The 18040-nt window shown below is 62.2% G+C and carries 17 protein-coding genes; 7 read left to right on the top strand and 10 right to left on the bottom strand.

The genetic code is table 11. The features are described from left to right. Positions 1-5: 5 nt before the first annotated feature. Positions 6-1997 (bottom strand): methylmalonyl-CoA mutase family protein, encoded by a 1992-nt coding sequence (locus tag GR183_RS12670; protein ID WP_160776018.1) that lies wholly within the window; start codon positions 1995-1997, stop codon positions 6-8. A 394-nt stretch (positions 1998-2391) separates the two neighbouring features. Between GR183_RS12670 and GR183_RS12665 the strand changes: the two genes are divergently transcribed. Next, entirely contained in the window at positions 2392-3090 is a 699-nt protein-coding gene (locus tag GR183_RS12665; protein WP_160776017.1) for a response regulator transcription factor, read from the top strand. 130 nt (positions 3091-3220) lie between these two features. Here the strand turns inward: GR183_RS12665 and GR183_RS12660 are convergent, their stop codons facing one another. After that, on the bottom strand, positions 3221-3628 hold the full coding sequence (locus GR183_RS12660; RefSeq protein WP_160776016.1) for a DUF4332 domain-containing protein: 408 nt from the start codon (positions 3626-3628) through the stop codon (positions 3221-3223). 54 nt (positions 3629-3682) lie between these two features. After that, positions 3683-4072, bottom strand: coding sequence for a DUF2267 domain-containing protein (locus tag GR183_RS12655; protein ID WP_160776015.1), 390 nt, complete (start codon positions 4070-4072; stop codon positions 3683-3685). 164 nt (positions 4073-4236) lie between these two features. Here GR183_RS12655 and GR183_RS12650 point away from each other — a divergent pair, with 164 nt between their 5' ends. From GR183_RS12650 to GR183_RS12640, 3 genes are all read left to right on the top strand, one after another. Beyond that, positions 4237-5793, top strand: coding sequence for a helicase HerA-like domain-containing protein (locus GR183_RS12650; protein ID WP_160776014.1), 1557 nt, complete (start codon positions 4237-4239; stop codon positions 5791-5793). A gap of 155 nt (positions 5794-5948) precedes the next feature. Further along, positions 5949-7340, top strand: a complete 1392-nt coding sequence (locus GR183_RS12645) for a M20/M25/M40 family metallo-hydrolase (RefSeq protein WP_160776013.1) — start codon at positions 5949-5951, stop codon at positions 7338-7340. A gap of 8 nt (positions 7341-7348) precedes the next feature. Continuing rightward, positions 7349-7930, top strand: coding sequence for an LOG family protein (locus tag GR183_RS12640; protein WP_160776012.1), 582 nt, complete (start codon positions 7349-7351; stop codon positions 7928-7930). Positions 7931-7934: 4 nt separating this feature from the next. On the opposite strand, the gene GR183_RS12635 is transcribed toward GR183_RS12640, so the two are convergent. Together GR183_RS12635 and GR183_RS12630 are read right to left on the bottom strand one after the other, a co-directional pair. Next, complete coding sequence (locus GR183_RS12635; RefSeq protein ID WP_160776011.1) at positions 7935-8615, bottom strand: haloacid dehalogenase type II; 681 nt, start codon at positions 8613-8615, stop codon at positions 7935-7937. Between the two features lie 98 nt (positions 8616-8713). Then, entirely contained in the window at positions 8714-9154 is a 441-nt protein-coding gene (locus GR183_RS12630; protein WP_160776010.1) for a VOC family protein, read from the bottom strand. Between the two features lie 198 nt (positions 9155-9352). Between GR183_RS12630 and GR183_RS12625 the strand changes: the two genes are divergently transcribed. Then, the gene (locus tag GR183_RS12625; RefSeq protein ID WP_160776009.1) at positions 9353-10210 is read left to right on the top strand and encodes a branched-chain amino acid aminotransferase; all 858 of its coding nucleotides are present in this window, start codon (positions 9353-9355) and stop codon (positions 10208-10210) included. A gap of 278 nt (positions 10211-10488) precedes the next feature. On the opposite strand, the gene GR183_RS12620 is transcribed toward GR183_RS12625, so the two are convergent. Beyond that, a complete protein-coding gene (locus GR183_RS12620) occupies positions 10489-11652 on the bottom strand; it encodes a YbfB/YjiJ family MFS transporter (RefSeq protein ID WP_160776008.1) in 1164 nt (387 codons plus the stop codon). Between the two features lie 217 nt (positions 11653-11869). On the opposite strand from GR183_RS12620, the gene GR183_RS12615 reads away from it, so the two are divergent. After that, positions 11870-12469 carry a superoxide dismutase gene (locus tag GR183_RS12615; protein WP_160776007.1) on the top strand — a complete coding sequence of 200 codons (600 nt, stop codon included), beginning with the start codon at positions 11870-11872 and terminating at the stop codon, positions 12467-12469. A 74-nt stretch (positions 12470-12543) separates the two neighbouring features. Here the strand turns inward: GR183_RS12615 and GR183_RS12610 are convergent, their stop codons facing one another. Together GR183_RS12610 and GR183_RS12605 are read right to left on the bottom strand one after the other, a co-directional pair. Next, entirely contained in the window at positions 12544-14325 is a 1782-nt protein-coding gene (locus GR183_RS12610) for a methyl-accepting chemotaxis protein (protein ID WP_160776006.1), read from the bottom strand. A 147-nt stretch (positions 14326-14472) separates the two neighbouring features. Next, entirely contained in the window at positions 14473-14844 is a 372-nt protein-coding gene (locus GR183_RS12605; protein WP_160776005.1) for a hypothetical protein, read from the bottom strand. Between the two features lie 251 nt (positions 14845-15095). Between GR183_RS12605 and GR183_RS12600 the strand changes: the two genes are divergently transcribed. After that, on the top strand, positions 15096-15296 hold the full coding sequence (locus GR183_RS12600; RefSeq protein ID WP_160776004.1) for a YgaP family membrane protein: 201 nt from the start codon (positions 15096-15098) through the stop codon (positions 15294-15296). Between the two features lie 41 nt (positions 15297-15337). Here the strand turns inward: GR183_RS12600 and GR183_RS12595 are convergent, their stop codons facing one another. Then, positions 15338-15871 carry a DUF3833 family protein gene (locus tag GR183_RS12595; protein ID WP_160776003.1) on the bottom strand — a complete coding sequence of 178 codons (534 nt, stop codon included), beginning with the start codon at positions 15869-15871 and terminating at the stop codon, positions 15338-15340. A gap of 66 nt (positions 15872-15937) precedes the next feature. Then, on the bottom strand, positions 15938-18022 hold the full coding sequence (locus GR183_RS12590) for a S9 family peptidase (RefSeq protein WP_160776002.1): 2085 nt from the start codon (positions 18020-18022) through the stop codon (positions 15938-15940). Positions 18023-18040 lie beyond the last annotated feature (18 nt).

The raw sequence follows: 18040 nt of genomic DNA, 5'->3' as shown, positions 1-18040 counted from the left end.
TCCTCTCAAGCGTCCTTGCGGCTGGCCGCGGGGCCAAGGCCGAGGTGTTCATGGGCTGCGCGCAGCAGGGCGAGCGCATCGCAGCCTTCATAAAGGAACGTCTCCACGCCGGCATTCGAAAGCGCCTTGCGGCGCTCCGATTCACCGGGGCGGCCCGCCATGTAGACCTTTCCCGCGCCAGCCTCGCGGAACGCCTTCACGGCTTCTTCGGCGAGTGTCTCATAGGTGCGATCCGAGGAGCAAAGGCAGACGAGGGGAGAACCGGCCGCCTTCCATGCGGCGACGGCGGCGGCGATATCGTCGTACTGTTCCGAGCCTTGCGCTTCGATGCCGCCGACCTCGAAGAAGTTCTTGGCCCAGGTGGCGCGCGCCGTGAACTCGGACAGGCGGCCAAGCGTCGCAAGGAACACGGCGGGCCGTACTTTCGCCTCGTCAGCCGCGTCGCGCAGCGCCTCGAACGGTTCCGCATCCCGGTGAGGGAGAATCGCTTCGGCAGTGACGGCCTCGCCGCGCTTGCGCGAGACAAGAATATCCGCAAGCGAAGCGCCCTTGCGCGCGGCGTCGAGCAAGGCCCGCATGAGTTCGCCCTTGCCGGGTGCGCGAAGTTCCACGTGCTGGCCCGCCTCGCTTACGTCATCGGGCCTGGCGGCGAGCACGGAAACGGGCTTTTCGTGGATATCCGGGAAGGCACTCGTGCCGGTGATGCGGTAGCGCCGGGTCGCGATGTCGCGCGCGCGCGCATCGCGCACCTCGCCGATCGCCCCTTGCGCCTTGCCGGACCTGAGCGCTTCGACGATGCCGCCGCCGCGCTCGATATCCTGCATGAGGCGCCACGCGGCTTCTGCAAGGTCTGAGGTGCGCGCCTCGATGGCGCCGGACCCCGCGCTCGGGTCGCAGACCCGGTGAAGGTTCGATTCCTCAAGCAGGATCGACTGGGTGTTGCGGGCAATCCGCCTTGCGAAGGCGTCCGGCAATCCAAGTGCGGAGGAAAAGGGCAGTGCGGTGACGCTGTCGGCGCCGCCGATGCCGGCCGAAAACGACGCGATGGTGGTCCGCAGAAGATTTACCCAGGGGTCCCGCCGGCTCATCATCCGCCAGGACGTCTGCATGTGAAGATGCATCGGCCTTTGCGGCAGGTTGCTCGCCTCGAGCAGGCGCGCCCACATCCGGCGGGCGGCGCGCGCCTTGGCGATGGTGCCGACCTGATCGGTATCGGCGGCAAGCGTGAAGCCGATCATGCCCGCAAGATCTTCCGCCGCTATGCCGCAGGCATCCAGGTCGCGAAGATAGTGGATCGCCGTTGCGAATACATAGGCAAGCTCCTGCGCCTTCGACGCGCCGCCGTCATGCCACACGCGCCCGTCGCAATGAACGACCGGCATATCGAGCCCGTGGCCGCGCGCGAAATGCCCAAGATCGCCAAGGCGCGGGCGCAGCACGGAAGGAGGATTGCGCAAAACGCCGGTGAGGGCGAGCTTGCCGACATAGTCCGACGTGCCGACGAGCTTCAGCGCCGAAGGCGCGACGCCGCGCCTTTCCGCCAACGCCAGGAAGAGGGCAAGCGCCGCAGTCGTTTCATAGCCCGCATCGATGCGAAACTCGGCGAGATCGAGAAGGACGCCATCCAGCACCTTGTCGAGCCTTTCCACATTGTCGGCGGAAAGGCCGCAGCCGCGAGCGCGCGCGGAGGACGAAAAGACAAGCTCGATACCTGTGGCTCCGCCTTCCAGATCCTGCAGCAGAAGCGCATTGGCTTCTCCGGATTCGGGATGATCGACGCGCTGCACGACCCTCCAGGGAAGGCCCGCCTGCCTTGCCTTTAGAGCAGGGGCATCGCGCTCCCGGCCGTAAAGCGGCTCGATCACCAATCCGTCGTAGGTGTGCGAGCGAAGCCGCTCGAAAGACGCTCCCTTGAGCGCCCGCTCGACGGCGGCCTGCCAGTCTTCGCGGCTGGCGGTCAGGAACTCAGGCGGCAGGTCCAGTTCGAATTCGGCCATGATCGGTCTCCTGATCCGGTTATAGGAGCGCGGGCTCACGATAGGCAAGCTATGCGGATGGCGAGGATGAAGGATGGGTTATCGACAGGACAGAGAACGGCTGCCGTCGCATTGTTCTTGCTTGCGTTGGGGACGGGAGGAGATTTTCCGACTAAGATCCGGTGCTTCGTCGAATCGTTTAAAGCCTTTCGTAGCGGAATCTCCGGGGCGAGATGTGAAAGAGTGGTAATTAACGATATTTACAAGTAGAAATAGAAAAACTAATGGGCTATCATCCGCTTGGAAGATTTGACTTTGGAATTTTCGTCAGTATGGCGACGGCAACTCTCTCGAATAGCCGTATGGTTTGGCTGGGTAGCGGTCGCCGCTTTTGTGGCAGGGGCAGGAATTAACCATGGAAAGCATCAATATTCAGGGGAAGATATCGGCAATTACGGAAGCTGAAACGCGCCGTCATGTTCTTGACGTGGTCGAGGCGTATCTGCGGAGACTCGGGGCAACGCATATCCTCATAACCGGGCTGCCCATGCCCAACCGGCCGATCGACAACCTCGTGCAGCGTTTCCGCTGGCCGGACGAGCGCAATGGCGGCATCGAGGCAGCCACGCTTTCGGCAAACGACGGCGCGCTCACGATGGGGCTCATGCGCAGCCGGCCCTTCATCTGGGATATCCCCGAGGGCGATGCCGAACATTCCGAGCTATGCGGCGCCGCGCGCCCCGGAACGCAGATGGTGGTCGTTCCGATTTGCGAAATCCACCCCTTTCAGGCGCTTGTGCTTGGCGCCGGAGGGGCCTTGCGCTGCACCAGTGTCGACCTCGCCAATCTCTCGATCGTCTGCGGGACCGCGTTCCGCCGCCTGATCGAGATGGGATGCATTTCCAACCAGCGCCCCGGCGAACTTTCAACGCGCGAACGCCGCGTCCTCGAGCTTACCGCGCTCGGCAAGACGGCCAATGAAATTGCGGAGCTTCTCGATATTTCGCAGCGGACCGTGCATGCGCACCTGCAAAACGCGAGCGTCAAGCTCAATGCGTCCAACAAGACGCATACGGTGGTGGAAGCGCTGCGCTACGGCCAGATCAACATGTGAGCAGGAGAAAACGGGCGGTCCGATCGCGCGCCGCCCGCATCGCTCCGCCATCCGTCGATTTTATGGGTCCATGACCCTTGAGCGAATTCCTATCGAAAAAGCGATCCCGCTTTCGTGGAAAGCGCTCTGGTCAGTAGGTCATCATGGGCGGCAGTTTCTTGGCCTGCTCCACCCAGCCGGCCACGGCCGAATCGGCTGGAACCTGGCGGACGAGCTTCTTCGTCTCGTTCACCTCGCGCATCTTCGCCGCAAGGTTCTCCGCATTCCGGTTCCTGAGTTCCTTCACGGTGTCGACGCCGGCTGCCTCAAGCAATTCCGAATATTCCTCGCCCACACCCTTGATGCGCATGAGATCGGCCATATTCGCCCATTTCAGGATGCGCTTGTCGTCTATACCCGTTTCTTCCGCCAGCGCCTTGCGCCCCTTCGGGTCCCTGGCGCGCTCGAGATAGGCATCGGTCGTGCGGATGCCGACCGCCTGCAGCTTTTCCGCATAAGCCGGGCCGATGCCCTCGATCTCGGCGATTGAATAAGACATGCGCTTCCTCCTGGCTGGTCCCGCAGCGCGAAGGCGCAGGGACGATCCGGTTGCCTATGTGAATTTTCTCAAGCCCGGGATACCGTCGACGACCTGGTCGACGATCTCATCGCCGGCACGCTTGCGTGCGTAGGCGATGACTTCCCGCGTCACGATCTGAACCTGGCCCATGTCGAGGCCGGCTTCGGTCATTTCGCCAAGAGCGCCCATCACGCCCATGCCGCCGCTGGTAACATCGGAAAAGCCGCCCCAATAGGAACTGGCGCCGCTTTCGCCCTGGGAAGCGATCAGCGAGCGGCCTCCCGGCAAGGCATCGATGAGTTGTCTGGTCGCATCGCGCGGTCCGTCCCGGTTCAGGATCATCAGGAGAATGGCAACCGCCTTGCGGGCGCGTGAGACTTCGATTTTTGCGGCACTCGCGACGCCGGATACTAGAGCGTCCATTTTTCAAGACTCGCTTTCAGTTAGGACATAAGGATATCTGACAACACATATCCATAGTTCGCAACCGATATAAGCTTATGAAAAACGCATCGAAATGGTGAAACTCTACGTTAGTCGATAAACTGATATTCTAGGATGCGTTCAGGAACAACGGCAGGTGGGCGATGGTTTTGGCGGATGACGGTATTTTCCTCGGTGCATCGGGCAAGCCCGAATATCTTACGCTCAAGCTCGCCAACCGGCACGGGCTGATCACCGGTGCCACGGGCACCGGAAAGACCGTGAGCCTGCAAATCCTCGCCGAAGGATTTTCGCAAGCCGGCGTTCCCGTGTTCTGCGCCGATGTGAAAGGGGACCTTTCCGGCATCGCCGCGAAGGGCGAGGCGAAGGATTTCCTGCTGAAGCGCGCGGAAACCATCGGTTTCGACAAGGAATATGCCTTCGATGCATTTCCGGCCGTGTTCTGGGACCTTTTCGGCGAAAAGGGGCATCCCGTGCGCACCACCGTTTCGGAGATGGGGCCGCTGCTGCTGGCAAGGCTGATGGACCTGAACGACACGCAGGAGGGCGTGCTCAACGTCGCTTTCGAACTGGCCGACGACGAGGGGCTTCTGCTTCTCGACCTGAATGACCTGCAGGCCCTGCTTGCCCATGTCGCCGAACGCGCCTCGGAACTTTCGAAACTCTACGGCAATGTGTCCAAGGCCTCCGTCGGGGCGATCCAGCGTCAGCTTCTGGTGCTCGAACGCCAGGGAGGGGAGGAATTCTTCGGCGAGCCTGCGCTCGACATCCGAGACCTGATGAGGGTGGCCCGAGACGGGCGCGGCGTGGTCAACGTGCTTGCCGCCGACAGACTGATGGGCGCGCCACGCCTTTACGCGACCTTCCTGCTCTGGCTCTTGTCGGAGCTTTTCGAGGAACTTCCCGAAGTCGGCGACCCGGAGAAGCCGAAGCTCGTGTTCTTCTTCGATGAAGCGCATCTTCTGTTCGACGAGGCGCCGAAAGCGCTTCTTGAAAAGGTGGAGCAGGTGGTGCGCCTCATCCGATCCAAGGGGGTGGGCGTCTATTTCGTCACCCAAAACCCGCTGGATGTGCCCGATACCGTTCTCTCGCAACTCGGCAACCGCATCCAGCACGCGCTGCGCGCATTCACCCCGCGCGAGCAGAAGGCCGTGCGCGCGGCCGCCGAAACCTTCCGCCCCAACCCGGATCTCGACACGGAACGGGTGATCACCGAACTCGGCGTCGGCGAGGCGCTGGTCTCCACGCTTGAGAAAAAGGGGGTGCCTTCAATCGTCCAGCGTACGCTGATCCGCCCGCCGTCATCCCGCCTCGGGCCGATCGACGAGGGCGAGCGCGCGACGATCCTGGCCGAAAGCCCGGTGGGGCGGCGATACGACGAGCCTGTCGACCGCGATTCGGCTCAGGAGGTTCTGGCCCGGCGCGCCGAGGAGCAGGCGCGCAAGGAAGAGCTTCAGCGCATGCAGGAGGAAGCGGAGCGAGAAGGCGGGCGCGAGCCCGAATATTCGCGAACCGGTTTCCGCCTGCCGGACTTCGGGCGCGACGACCGCCCGCAGCCGAAGAGCCGGAGCTCGGGCAGACGCTCGAACCGGGACACGACATTCGACGCGGCGGTGAAGTCGATCGCGCGCTCGGTCGGAACCCAGCTCGGGAGGGCGCTCGCGCGCGGGATCCTGGGCTCGATCAAGCGTGGGTTTTGAACGGCGGACCGCAAATACAGGATGACGCTGCGTTCCACCGCGTACGCTTTCGCCATACCGGCCGATGACGGCATCGCCGCGGCAAGAAGAGGCCTTGCCGCGCCATGCGACTTATGGCCAATTGAGCGCAATTCATTCGCATCCCGGAGTTTCATATGTCCCGCCTCGACAACGTCCTTGCCCGCATCGATGCAAACCTCGACAAAAGCGTTGAGCGCCTGTTCGACCTCGTAAAGATCAAGAGCATTTCGACCGATCCGGCCTTCAAGGGGGACTGCCGCGCCGCCGCCGACTGGCTGGCGCGCGAGATGAGCGACTTCGGTATTTCGGCAAGCGTGCGCGACACCGAAGGCCACCCGATGGTCGTCGGACACCGCGCCGGCGAGAGCAAGCCCGGCCCGCATGTGCTCTTCTACGGTCACTACGACGTGCAGCCCGTCGATCCGATCGAACTATGGGAAGAAGACCCGTTCGCGCCGCGCATCGTGACGCGTCCTGACGGAAGCAAGGTGATCGTCGCGCGCGGTGCGGCGGACGACAAGGGCCAGCTCATGACGTTCCTGGAAGCCGCGCGCGCGTGGATCGCGGAGACCGGGGACCTGCCGATCAATGTCTCCGTGCTGCTGGAGGGCGAGGAGGAGTCCGGTTCTCCGTCGCTTCATCCGTTCCTTGAAGCGAACAGCGAGGAGCTTTCCTGCGACCTCGCGCTCGTATGCGACACAGGCATGTGGGACGCAAAGACGCCCGCGATCACTACCATGCTGCGCGGCCTCGTGGGTGAGGAAATTACCGTGACGGCCGCCGACAAGGACCTGCATTCCGGCATGTTCGGCGGGGCGGCGCGCAACCCGAACCATGTGCTGGCCGAAATCATCGCCGGCCTGCACGACAGCGAAGGCCGGGTGACGCTGCCCGGCTTCTATGACGGCGTCATCGAAATGCCCGACGACGTGAAGGCGCTGTGGGACAAGCTCGGATTCGACCACTCGGCGTTCCTCGGCGGCGTGGACCTTGCCGACCCTGCCGGCGAGAGCGACCGTACCGCGCTTGAGCACATCTGGACGCGGCCGACCTGCGAGGTCAACGGCATGTGGGGCGGCTATACGGGGGCCGGCTTCAAGACCGTGATCCCGTCCAAGGCGCAGGCAAAGATCTCCTTCCGTCTTGTCGGCGACCAGGAGCCTGAAAAGATCCGCGAAGCATTCCGCGCCTATGTGCGTTCGAAGATACCGGCGGATTGTTCCGTCGAATTCGCCGAGCACGGCGGCAGCCCGGCGATCCGCCTTGCCTTCGACAGCCCGGCACTGACCAAGGCGCGCAAGGTGCTAACGGACGAATGGAACGCGGAGGCCGCGCTGATCGGCTGCGGCGGCTCGATCCCGATCGTCGGCGATTTCAAGACCATGCTCGGCATGGATTCGCTTCTCATCGGCTTCGGCCTCGACGACGACCAGGTGCATTCGCCGAACGAGAAGTACAACCTTTCAAGCTTCCACGGCGGCATCCGCTCATGGGCGCGGGTGCTTGACGAGCTTTCGAAGGGATGACGGCGTCCATGCGTTCCATTTGCGTGTTCTGCGGCTCAAGCTTCGGCCGCTCCGACGAGTACAAGTCAGCAGCCGAAGCCATGGGGCGGGAAATCGCCGCCTCGGGCCGCAGGCTCGTCTACGGCGGGGCGAAGGTCGGGCTGATGGGGGCGGTGGCCGACGCCGCCGTCGCCCAGGGTGGCGAAGTCATCGGCGTTCTCCCGAAGGCCTTGCAGGAAAAGGAGCTGGCGCACGAAGGGCTTGCCGAGCTTCATGTCGTCGGCTCCATGCACGAACGCAAGGCGCTGATGGCCGACCTTTCCGACGCTTTCGTCTCGCTTCCGGGCGGGACGGGTACGATGGAAGAGCTTTTCGAGGTCTGGACGTGGGGCCAGCTCGGCTATCACGAAAAGCCCTGTGGGCTGCTCAATATCGGCGGCTATTACGACAACCTGCTCGCTTTCCTGCGCCATACGGTGACGCAGGAATTCGTGAAGCCGGAAATGCACGCAATGCTTCTGGTCGAAAACGACCCGAGGCGCATGATCGACGCCTTCGAGGCCTATGAGCCGCCGAAAACGCCCAAATGGATCAAGCGCGAAGAGACGTGAGAGATCACGCCAGCGTCAGCAGGCCGTTCAGGTCCTGCAGCACGGCGGCGGGTGCAAGGTCGGAATATTCATCCGGATTGCCGGTACGGTTGATCCAGACCGTGCGGAAGCCGAAGGCGGTCGCGCCTGCCACGTCCCACCGGTTGGAAGACTGGAAGGAGATGGCTTCGGGAAAGACGCGGAACTCCGTCGTCGCCATCTCGTAGACCTCCATGTTGGTCTTGTAGGTCTTCAGCGCATCCACCGACAGGACGGCGTCGAAAACCTCATCGAGGCCGGCGGCCTTTACGGCACCTTCCAGCATGGCGGGGCTGCCGTTCGAAAGAATCGCGAGTTTGGCGCCCCGGTCCTTCAAGCCTTTCAGGACGATGGGCACTTCCGGATAGCAGTCGAGCTGCCAATAGGCGTCAAGCAGCGTCTGGCGCATCGACTTGTCCGCCGTGCCGACCATGGCGAAGGCCGTGTCGAGCGCCTGCTCGGTCAAGGTCCAGAAATCCTGATACCGGTTCATCATCGCCCGGATCCAGGAATATTCGAGCTGCTTCTGCCGCCAAAGTTCCGACAGGCGCTGGGCATCGGGCCCGAGCCCTTCCGCGTTCTTGCGCACGGCGGCATGCACATCGAACAGCGTGCCGTAAGCATCGAACACATAAACGGAAATGGGCTTTGAAGGGGAAAGGGCCATGGTGCGCCTCTTGTTGTTTCTCGCAAGAACTCGCCGCAGAGAAAACAGCCAAGCGCGCGCGCCGTCAACCGGACTGAAAGGCGTTGGCCGCTTCGCCCTCAGCTTTCAGAAGGCGGGGGAAGCCTGATCGAGCCGTCTTCGCCCATCTCCCAGAAGGGGTTGTAGGCAATCTCCAGGAGGTGGCCGCCGGGTATGCGCACATAGCCTGAATATCCGCCCCAGAAGACCTTTTCCGGGCGTTTCACGACTTCCGCTCCTGCATCGACGGCTTTGGCGAAGGCAGCATCGACCTCCGCCTCGCTGCGGCCGTTCCAGGCAACGGAAAACGGAGCGAACCCGGACCCTTCTGGCGAGACTCCGGCATCCTTCGCAAGATCCTCGCGCCCGAAGAGACCGAGCACGCAGGAACCGGCCTGATAAAAGGCCACCTCGTCACTGTCGAAAGGCGTGGGGCGCCAGCCGAGGCCGTCTTCGAAGAAGCGCCTCGCCTCGGCCATATCGTCGACGCCGAGGGTGATGAGCGAAATTCTCTGTTCCATGGGATGCACCTTTGGCGATGTGAGCTCTGCGGGAAAATTTTTCCGGTTGTCGCTCCATGTATGTGAACATAACAGGAACATAATTGTCTAGCGGTATATTCATTCCGGATTTTTCATCCGATGTAGCAAAGGCTTGACCTTGAAGCGCTAACAGCGTTCGATCGCAGAAATTCACCAAAAAATATTCGGGAGAAGGAAATGGCCGAGTGGTCGACGACATGGACCTGGTTCGACGGCGCGTGGCATGAGGGCAATCCGCCTATCATGGGCCCGCGCACCCATGCCGCATGGCTCGGATCGAGCGTTTTCGACGGCGCAAGGGCCTTTGAGGGCGTGACGCCCGACCTCGACCTGCACTGCCAGCGCGTGAACGATTCCGCCGTTGCACTCGGCCTGAAAGCGACGAAATCCGTCGGCGAGATGATGGAACTGACGAGCGAGGGCCTTGGCAAATTCGGCCCCGGCACGCCCGTTTACATCAAGCCGATGTACTGGGCGGAAGGAGACGGCATCGGCACCATCGCCGGCGATCCGGAGACGACGCGCTTTTGCCTGTGCCTGTTCGAGGCGGCGATCGCGCCCAAGGACGCGTCGATGAGCGTCACGCTGTCGCCGTTCCGCCGTCCGACGATGGAATGCATGCCGGTGAACGCCAAGGCGGGCTGCCTTTATCCGAACAACGCGCGCGCCATCGTCGAGGCAAAGGCGCGCGGCTTCGACAATGCCATCGTGCTCGACATGCTGGGAAATGTCGCGGAACTGACGACCTCCAACGTCTTCATGGCGAAGGACGGGGTGGTGCATACGCCAGCTCCGAACGGAACCTTCCTGAACGGGATCACGCGCCAGCGGATCATCGGGCTTTTGCGCAAGTCCGGCGTGGAGGTGGTGGAGCGCACGCTCTCTTACCGCGAGTTCCAGGAGGCCGACGAGATCTTCTCCACCGGCAACTACAACAAGGTGGTGCCGATCAACCGGATCGAGACACGCGACCTGCAGCCGGGCCCCTTCGCCGCGCGCGCCCGCGAACTTTATTGGGAATTCGCCCACGGGTGAGGAGACTTACACTTTGGAGCGGATATTGGCCTCACCCCGGACCAGTGAGGCGAAGCCGAGCGCCGATCCGGGGCCTGCCCTCGGCCTGATCGGGGGGCCAGAAATCAGTTGCGGGCGAAGCCCGTACGAAACAGATTTTAAGTGCGCTTGCGCGCAGCAGATGCGCTGGATCCCGGTTCTCGCGATGCGCCAAAGCGCACGCGGACCGGGATGACGTTCTTCGTATATCGATGTTTTCCGCAAGACAGCTTCAAACCCGTTGATCGTCTCAGACAGTTTCAATCCCTCGGCAGATTGAACGTAAGCAACGTGGCGACGACCAGCGTCGCCACGGCGGCGAGCGAGGGAAGGGCGAAGCTTCCGGTCATTTCCGCGCCTATGCCGGCGGCCGTCGGGCCGAGCGCCTGGCCGAGGCCGAAAGACGACGTCATCAGCCCGAAGGAGCGCGCGGGGTTTGCGCGTGACATGCGCCGCGCCTCGACAAGGCCGACGCCGGTGATGCCGACGAATGTGCCGCCGAACAGGAAAGCGGCGACAAAGAAGGCAAGGGGCGCGGCACTTACCACCGTGAGCAGCACGGCGACGGCCTCCACCATGCAGGCGATCGCGAAAGCGCGCGAGTTGCCGATGCGGGCGGCGACCCTGCCCCAGAACCAGAGCGAGAAGGAGGCCGCGAAACCGACCATCGCCCAGACCGGTGCTTCAAGGTGGCGAAGGTGCGACGATCCGCGCAGGATGGTCGTCAAAAACGTGCCTGTGATGATGTAGCCGAAGCCGAAAAGCCCATAGGCGAGCGTGAGCTTCAAAAGGGCCGAGCGGTGCCTGCCGTTCGCGGTATCAACCGGGCGAGCGGGGGATGGTGCTGCTTTTTCCCGCGCGGGAACGAGGAATGCGATCAGCGCAACGGCGACAAGCGCGAGCGCGCCGCTCAGCAACCACATCGTGTCCCAGCCGGCCTGATGCGCCCCAAGCAAGCCGACGAGCCCGGCCGAAAGCATGATGCCGAAGCCGACACCCCCGAACTGGACGGCGACAAGCTCCGGCCGGCCCATCCGCGTCACCGGCTCGATGATGAGCGTTGCGGAGAAGACGAGAACAAGCGCGCTTGCAAGGCCTGCGATGAAACGGTCCACCGCAAGGTAGGTCAGGTCTCCACTCACCCCCATGCCGGCGGCTAGAAGCACGGTGAGCACGAGCCCTAAGAAGAACCAGCCACGCCCGTCGCCAAATGAAGGGAGCGCGGAAGCGCCAAGCGCGCCGATGAGATAGCCAAGATAATTGGCCGATGCGATGAAGCCGGCATCGGCGGTCGAAAGGGGAATGCCCTCGATCATGAAGGGCAGGATCGGTGTCAGCGCGAAGCGGCCGATGCCCATGGCAGTCGCCAGCGCCAGAAAGCCGGCCAGGGCAAGCAGAACGGGCGATCCCGGGGCTGGCTTCATGTTGGACATTTCTCCCTGACGGGCCGGAACATAATGCGGTTTTCAAGCGTTCAAAGGGTGAAGCACCGAAGCCGGAAAATAACAAGAAAAATATTTCCAAATTCCGATCCGCGGGCATTGCCGTAGAGTGGCGAGGCCCTTATGTTCGCGCTTGAAGGTTCCCCCACGAGACGGAAGTCTCGCGAATTTTTCATGAGACCATAACAGGAGGCGTCCGATGGCTTTCGAACTTCCCGATCTTCCCTATGCTTATGACGCGCTCGGGCCGTATATGTCGGCCGAGACGCTGGAGTACCACCACGACAAGCACCATCAGGCCTATGTCACCAACGGCAACAACCTGCTGAAGGACAGCGGCCTTGAGGGCAAGTCGCTCGAGGACGTCGTCAAGGAAAGCTACGGCAAGAACGCCGGGCTCTTCAACAACGCCGGCCAGCACTACAACCACATCCACTTCTGGAAATGGATGAAGCCGAACGGCGGCGGCAAGTCGCTGCCCGGCGGGCTGGCTTCGAAGATCGACTCCGACCTCGGCGGTTTCGACAAGTTCCGCGCCGACTTCATCAACGCCGGCGTTACACAGTTCGGCTCCGGCTGGGCATGGCTGGCGCTGAAGGACGGCAAGCTCGTCGTCATGAAGACGCCGAACGGCGAAAACCCGCTGGTGCATGGCGCAGCCCCGCTTCTGGGCTGCGATGTGTGGGAGCACTCCTACTACATCGACTACCGCAACGCGCGCCCGAAGTATCTGGAGGCCTGGTTCGACAGCCTCGTCAACTGGGAATACGTCGACGAGCTTTTGCAGGCCGCGTCGTAAGGCCGGCGAAACGAGAGCGAAATGCAAAAGGCGGGCCTGATGGCCCGCCTTTTTTTGGCGCCTGGGCTTGCGCCTCAGGCAGCATCCTGCTTACGGCCATTACGAACCACATCCAGGAAGCTCGTGACCTGGCCGCGCAATTGCTCGGATTTCCTGAAAAGTTCCTCCGCCGAATTCGCCACCAGCTCGGTGGACGACTGGATACCGCTTGTCGATTTGCCGATACCCGCAACGCCCTGGTCCACTTCCCTGGTGCCTTCGGCTACGTGAGCGATGCTGGAGGCGATTTCCTGGGTTGCAGCACTTTGCTGATGCGTGGCGGTCGCAACAGCGCCGGAAGCCTCGCGGATGGAGCCTATCGTCCTGCCGATCTCATGGATGGAGGAGGCGGCATCGCCGGTCGCCTTCTGGATCTGCGCGACCTGTGCGCTGATTTCCTGCGTGGCGTTCGCCGTCTGCCCCGCGAGTTGCTTGACCTCGTTCGCGACCACCGCGAAGCCCTTGCCGGCCTCGCCGGCGCGCGCGGATTCGATCGTCGCGTTGAGCGCGAGCAGGTTCGTCTGCTCCGCGATTTCCGAAATCAGGGTGACGACCTCGCCGATGCGATTGGCGGAGGAGACGAGCGCCTCGACCTGTTGGATCGTCTTCGACACCTGCTCGCCGGCGGACTCCGTTATCTGCGTCGACTGGTTGATCTGGCGATTGATCTCGCCCATGGAGGCGGCAAGCTCATCCGCCGCGCTCGATACGGTGATCACGCCGTCCGACGCGTTCCTGGTGGACTGGCCGATCGTCTGCGACAATGCGCCGGCCTCATCGGCAAGCGTGGCAAGGGACGATGCCGCTTCCCGAAGCTGCTCGGAAGTGGCGAAGACGCCGTCGACAACGTCCTTCGTCGTCGCCTCGAAGTCGCCGATCGCGCTGGCCATCGACGATGCCTTGCCGGCTTCAAGAACCTTGGCGGCTTCGCTTTCCTCCATCAGGCGCGAACGCTCCCGAGCGTTCTCCTTGAAGACTTCGAGCGCGGCGGCCATGGAGCCAAGCTCGTCCGCCCGTTCCCTGGCGGGGATCTCCGCCTCAAGATCGCCGCCGGCAAGCGAGCGCATCGAAGCGGTCATCCGCCCCAGAGGCCCCGTGAAGCCGCGAACCACGAACGCGGTCACAAGGATAAGGACAAGAGAGCCGAGGACCGTGCCGCCGATGACCAGTTTGCCGAGCATGGCGCCATTGGCAAGCTGACCGTCGATGAGCGTCTCGATTTCGAGGATCCCGCGAAGGTCGCCCAGCTTCCAGTCCGCTTTCGGCGTGTCGGGGTGGGAGTTGTGGCAATTCACGCAAGCGTCCGCGACCATCTTGTCGCCGATGCCGACCCGCAGGAAGTGCTGTCCGTCACGAATTTCTTCGCGGGAGAAAACCGCGTCCGGGTCTTTCTCGAGGGCTGCCCAGGCTTCCTGCTGGAAACCGTCGAGTTTACGGTCGCTTCGGTTCGGGAAGGGATACGGGCTGTAAAGGCGGATGCGGGTGTTTTCCTCGGCCAGCAACTCGCTGATATCGTGGATGAAGGTTGCCGGAAGAGGTATGCCGTCGCTTTCCGCCTTGTGGTCGATGGACGGGCTGACGCCGCCGTTGTCCAGCACCTTGGAAATCACGTTCTTCGTGTAGTAGCCGCGTATCGTCTTGAACTGGTTTGCGGTCTGGATTGCATTTCGCACCGCGTCTTCCTGCGTATTGCGGTCGATCATGTAGGGCAGGAAAAGCCAGACGGCGGCAAGTCCGACAAGTGCGATGATCGGTACAGGCAGGATCAACTGTCTTGCGACGCTGTTACGGACGAAGCCGGGCAGGAATGCATGCATGGCGGACCACCTCTCTCAAGCTTTCACTTAAAGAGTTGATCACGGCTGATAAAAAACGTGTTAATACACGAAAAAAGCGATCTGACGTTTCCAGCTTCTGTTAAGGACGATGGAAATCGTGCCGATTCGACCTGTATTTCCAAAGCGTCAACCGTAGCCCTTTGTGCAAGTGCGGCCCATGACCTGATCGATATAGCCTTCCATCAGGGTCAGGAAGGCCTCGCATTCGGCGCGCGTCTGGAAGCAGCCTTCGCGCCCGACGGAACGGCTCTTGTCGAAATCGAATTTCTTTCCGCCGATATTTCCGCGCCAGACGTTTGCCCCGCCGTAGGTCGCTGCGGCCGTCTTGCAGTCATATGGCGTGCCGTAGGTTTGGGGCACGTAATTTGCGTCATAAGTCGGCGCGAAGAGAATGTAGTCGAGAACTCCTCCCACGGTCGTCGGAGGGTTCGCCGAGTTGCAGCCGGCAGTGGCGAGGGCGAGCGACAGGGCGGAAGCGGCTGCGATTACGCGGAACATGATGAACCTCGAAGCGGTCGTTTGATTCACGGCGATCAATATCATCGTAAGTGCTTTGCGCATATTCCGCCATGCGCCGGATCGCGTATGGGGCGCAAATATTACGTCAGGTGAGACGCTCGTGTCGTGCCGGCTGGCGTGTTTAGGTTTGATCTGGATCAGCGACAAACACGCATTATTTTCATAATAATGAAACCAATAAACGAGCCGGATCGCCGGCCGAAAACTTCAGTGTGCACGGAGACTTCTCGATGACGACCAACATGGGCTCGACCGACCGTATAATCCGTATGGTCGCAGGGATTGCACTGGTGCTTTTAGCGGTGTTCGGGCCGGCGGGATCCGCATGGAACTGGATCGGCTGGATCGGCCTCGTGCCGATTGTAACCGCCCTGATCGGCTGGTGCCCGGCCTACAAGATTTTGGGCATCAAGACCTGCAAGAGCGCCTGAAGGCCCGAACAGAGACCTTTTGAAGGCGCAAGTGGCCGCTGTTATCGCGCCTTGCGGAATGTAAGGTCGACGGTGCCGATGGTGAGACCGTATTTGACGACACGTGCCGTATTGCGGACCACGCCCGGTTTCACGCGCGTCAGCGTGTCGTTGAAACGCAGCGCCACCGGCCCGTCCCTCGTTTCTACCTCGGCTGCGTAGGAAAACTTGAGATCGTTGCCGACGGTGCGAACGTTCGTCGGACTCAATACGTCCGAGCGCTGGCCGATATAGCGGTCTTGAGCAACCTTCTGGAAGAACCAGACCTTGGTGTCGCGCTCGCCATCGGCGTAACGGAAATCCTCCCGCAGGCGCAGGGTGAAGGTTTTCGGGTTCCAGGTGCCGGTCGTGACGACCGTGAATTCGCGCCTGACACCTGCAAAACGGCTTTCGAAAACGCCCTTGCCGACGGTCTTGCCGCGAAAGAACTCCTCAAGCTTCAGCGGCCCGGCGGAAGAAAAAGCCGCTTCACCGGACGCGGCAAGAACGAAGAAGCAGGCAAGAAAGGCAAGAGCGGCGCGGCGGAGCGGTATCATCGAACGACCTCCAATTGTTCGTCATTCGATCTACGCAGCCGCCGCGCCGCCGGATTGGCCGCGGCCTCAGGCCCTGTCGGCGACCTTTAACGCGAAGGCGTAATTCAGGGCGACTTCCTTCAGCCGGTCGAAGCGCCCGGATGCGCCGCCGTGGCCGGCCTCCATGTTGGTCTTCAGGTAAAGCGGCGTGTCGTTGGTCTTGAGTTCACGCAGCTTCGCCACCCATTTCGCCGGTTCCCAATAGGTCACGCGCGGGTCCGTCAACCCACCGACGGCGAGGATCGCCGGATAGGCCTTTGCGCTCACGTTGTCGTAAGGCGAATAGTTGGCGATATACTCGAACGCCGCCTTGTCGGTGATCGGATTGCCCCATTCCGGCCACTCCGGCGGGGTGAGGGGAAGCGTGTCGTCGAGCATGGTGTCTAGCACATCGACGAAGGGAACCTCGGCGATGAGGCCGCCGAATTTCTCCGGCGCCATATTGGCGACAGCGCCCATCAACATGCCGCCGGCGGACCCGCCCTGTGCCACGATCCTGTCCGGGGAGGTGAAGTTTTCCTTCGCCAGATAGTCGGCTGCGGCGATGAAATCGGTGAAGGTGTTCTTCTTCTTCTCCCGCCGGCCGTCGGCATACCAGCGGTAGCCCTTGTCCTTGCCGCCGCGAATATGCGCGATGGCGTAGACGAAGCCACGGTCGACGAGCGACAGGCAGTTGGTATTGAAGCTCGCCGGGATCGAGATGCCGTAGGAGCCGTAGCCGTATAGAAGGCAGGGAGCCGATCCGTCCAGCGGGGTATCCTTGCGGTAGAGCAGGGAAACCGGCACCGTTTCGCCATCGGCGGCGGGCGCATGCACGCGCCGGGTGACATAGTTGCCCGGTTCGTGGCCGGAGGGAACCTCCTGCTCCTTGCGAAGCACGCGTTCGCGGGTTTTCACGTCATAATCGTAGACGCGCGAGGGCGTCGTCATGGACGAATAGGTGAAGCGGATCGACGTCGTGTCGAATTCGTAACCGTCGGAAACGCCCAGCGAATAGGCTTCCTCGTCGAAGGCGATCGCGTGTTCCACACCGTCCGCAAGATGGCGGATGACGATACGCGGCAAGCCATCCTCGCGCTCAAGGCGCACCATGTGATCCTTGTAAAGCGTCATGGAAAGGATCAGCCGGCCCTGTTTGTGGGCGACGAGATCGGTCCAGTTTTCGCGCGACGGATCGCCAAGGGGGGCGGTGACGATCCGGAAATCTTCCGCATCGCCCGAATTCGTCAGGATGAAGAGCGTGTCGCCATTGTCGTCGAGCGAATATTCCTCTGCCTGGACGCGCGGGGCGACAAGGCGGGGCTCCGCCGTCGGATCGTCCGCCGGGATGAGGCGGATTTCCGAGGTTTCGTGGTCGTGGCTGTCGATGACGATGAAGCGGCCCGATTGCGTCTTTCCGACCCCCATGAAGAAGCCGGCGTCGGGCTCCTCGAAGACGAGTACGTCACTATCCGTGCCGGTGCCGACTTCGTGGCGGAAGAGCTTCGACGGGCGGTGGTTCTCGTCGAGACGGATGTAGAAGACGTAGCGCCCGTCCGCGGACCAGACACCGCCGCCGCCCGTATCCTCGATCACATCCGCGAGGTCTTCGCCGGTCGCAACATCGCGGATCCTGAGCGTGAAGAACTCCGATCCCTTGTCGTCATAGGCCCAGGCGAGCTTCGAATGGTCGGGTGAATGCATGGCACCGGCAAGCCGGAAGTAGGCCTTGCCTTCCGCTTCCCTGTCGCCGTCGATCATGACGGCCTCATCTCCGCCGTCGCGGGGCGTGCGCACGAGCCTGGGGTGCTGGCCGCCTTCCACGTAGCGGATGGCGTAGGCAAAAGGACCGTCGGGTGAGGGAACGGAGCTGTCGTCCTCCTTGATACGGCCCTTCATCTCGGCGAAGAGGGTTTCCTGAAGCGTTTGCGTGTCCGCCATGCCGGCGTCGAGCCAGGCGTTCTCGGCCTCCAGATAAGCGCGGATATCGGCATCGAGAACGGCGGGGTCGCGCATGACCTCCTGCCAGTTTTCGGCGCGTAGCCACGCGTAATCGTCGGTTTTGGGGATGCCGTGATATTCGGCGGTTACGGGGCGCTTTTCCGCGCGGGGGATATCTTTCCTGTCGAGCATGAACCCGAATTAGGGATT

It is taken from the genome of Stappia sediminis, from assembly GCF_009826895.1.
Classification (GTDB): domain Bacteria; phylum Pseudomonadota; class Alphaproteobacteria; order Rhizobiales; family Stappiaceae; genus Hongsoonwoonella; species Hongsoonwoonella sediminis.
This window is presented reverse-complemented; position numbering and strand designations above follow the sequence as displayed.

What these genes read in the sequence shown, in the direction of transcription:
- GR183_RS12670 (WP_160776018.1), bottom strand. Translation starts at nt 1,997, where the DNA reads ATGGCCGAATTCGAACTGGACCTGCCGCCTGAGTTCCTGACCGCCAGC.
- GR183_RS12665 (WP_160776017.1), top strand. Translation starts at nt 2,392, where the DNA reads ATGGAAAGCATCAATATTCAGGGGAAGATATCGGCAATTACGGAAGCT.
- GR183_RS12660 (WP_160776016.1), bottom strand. Translation starts at nt 3,628, where the DNA reads ATGTCTTATTCAATCGCCGAGATCGAGGGCATCGGCCCGGCTTATGCG.
- GR183_RS12655 (WP_160776015.1), bottom strand. Translation starts at nt 4,072, where the DNA reads ATGGACGCTCTAGTATCCGGCGTCGCGAGTGCCGCAAAAATCGAAGTC.
- GR183_RS12650 (WP_160776014.1), top strand. Translation starts at nt 4,237, where the DNA reads ATGGTTTTGGCGGATGACGGTATTTTCCTCGGTGCATCGGGCAAGCCC.
- GR183_RS12645 (WP_160776013.1), top strand. Translation starts at nt 5,949, where the DNA reads ATGTCCCGCCTCGACAACGTCCTTGCCCGCATCGATGCAAACCTCGAC.
- GR183_RS12640 (WP_160776012.1), top strand. Translation starts at nt 7,349, where the DNA reads ATGCGTTCCATTTGCGTGTTCTGCGGCTCAAGCTTCGGCCGCTCCGAC.
- GR183_RS12635 (WP_160776011.1), bottom strand. Translation starts at nt 8,615, where the DNA reads ATGGCCCTTTCCCCTTCAAAGCCCATTTCCGTTTATGTGTTCGATGCT.
- GR183_RS12630 (WP_160776010.1), bottom strand. Translation starts at nt 9,154, where the DNA reads ATGGAACAGAGAATTTCGCTCATCACCCTCGGCGTCGACGATATGGCC.
- GR183_RS12625 (WP_160776009.1), top strand. Translation starts at nt 9,353, where the DNA reads ATGGCCGAGTGGTCGACGACATGGACCTGGTTCGACGGCGCGTGGCAT.
- GR183_RS12620 (WP_160776008.1), bottom strand. Translation starts at nt 11,652, where the DNA reads ATGAAGCCAGCCCCGGGATCGCCCGTTCTGCTTGCCCTGGCCGGCTTT.
- GR183_RS12615 (WP_160776007.1), top strand. Translation starts at nt 11,870, where the DNA reads ATGGCTTTCGAACTTCCCGATCTTCCCTATGCTTATGACGCGCTCGGG.
- GR183_RS12610 (WP_160776006.1), bottom strand. Translation starts at nt 14,325, where the DNA reads ATGCATGCATTCCTGCCCGGCTTCGTCCGTAACAGCGTCGCAAGACAG.
- GR183_RS12605 (WP_160776005.1), bottom strand. Translation starts at nt 14,844, where the DNA reads ATGTTCCGCGTAATCGCAGCCGCTTCCGCCCTGTCGCTCGCCCTCGCC.
- GR183_RS12600 (WP_160776004.1), top strand. Translation starts at nt 15,096, where the DNA reads ATGACGACCAACATGGGCTCGACCGACCGTATAATCCGTATGGTCGCA.
- GR183_RS12595 (WP_160776003.1), bottom strand. Translation starts at nt 15,871, where the DNA reads ATGATACCGCTCCGCCGCGCCGCTCTTGCCTTTCTTGCCTGCTTCTTC.
- GR183_RS12590 (WP_160776002.1), bottom strand. Translation starts at nt 18,022, where the DNA reads ATGCTCGACAGGAAAGATATCCCCCGCGCGGAAAAGCGCCCCGTAACC.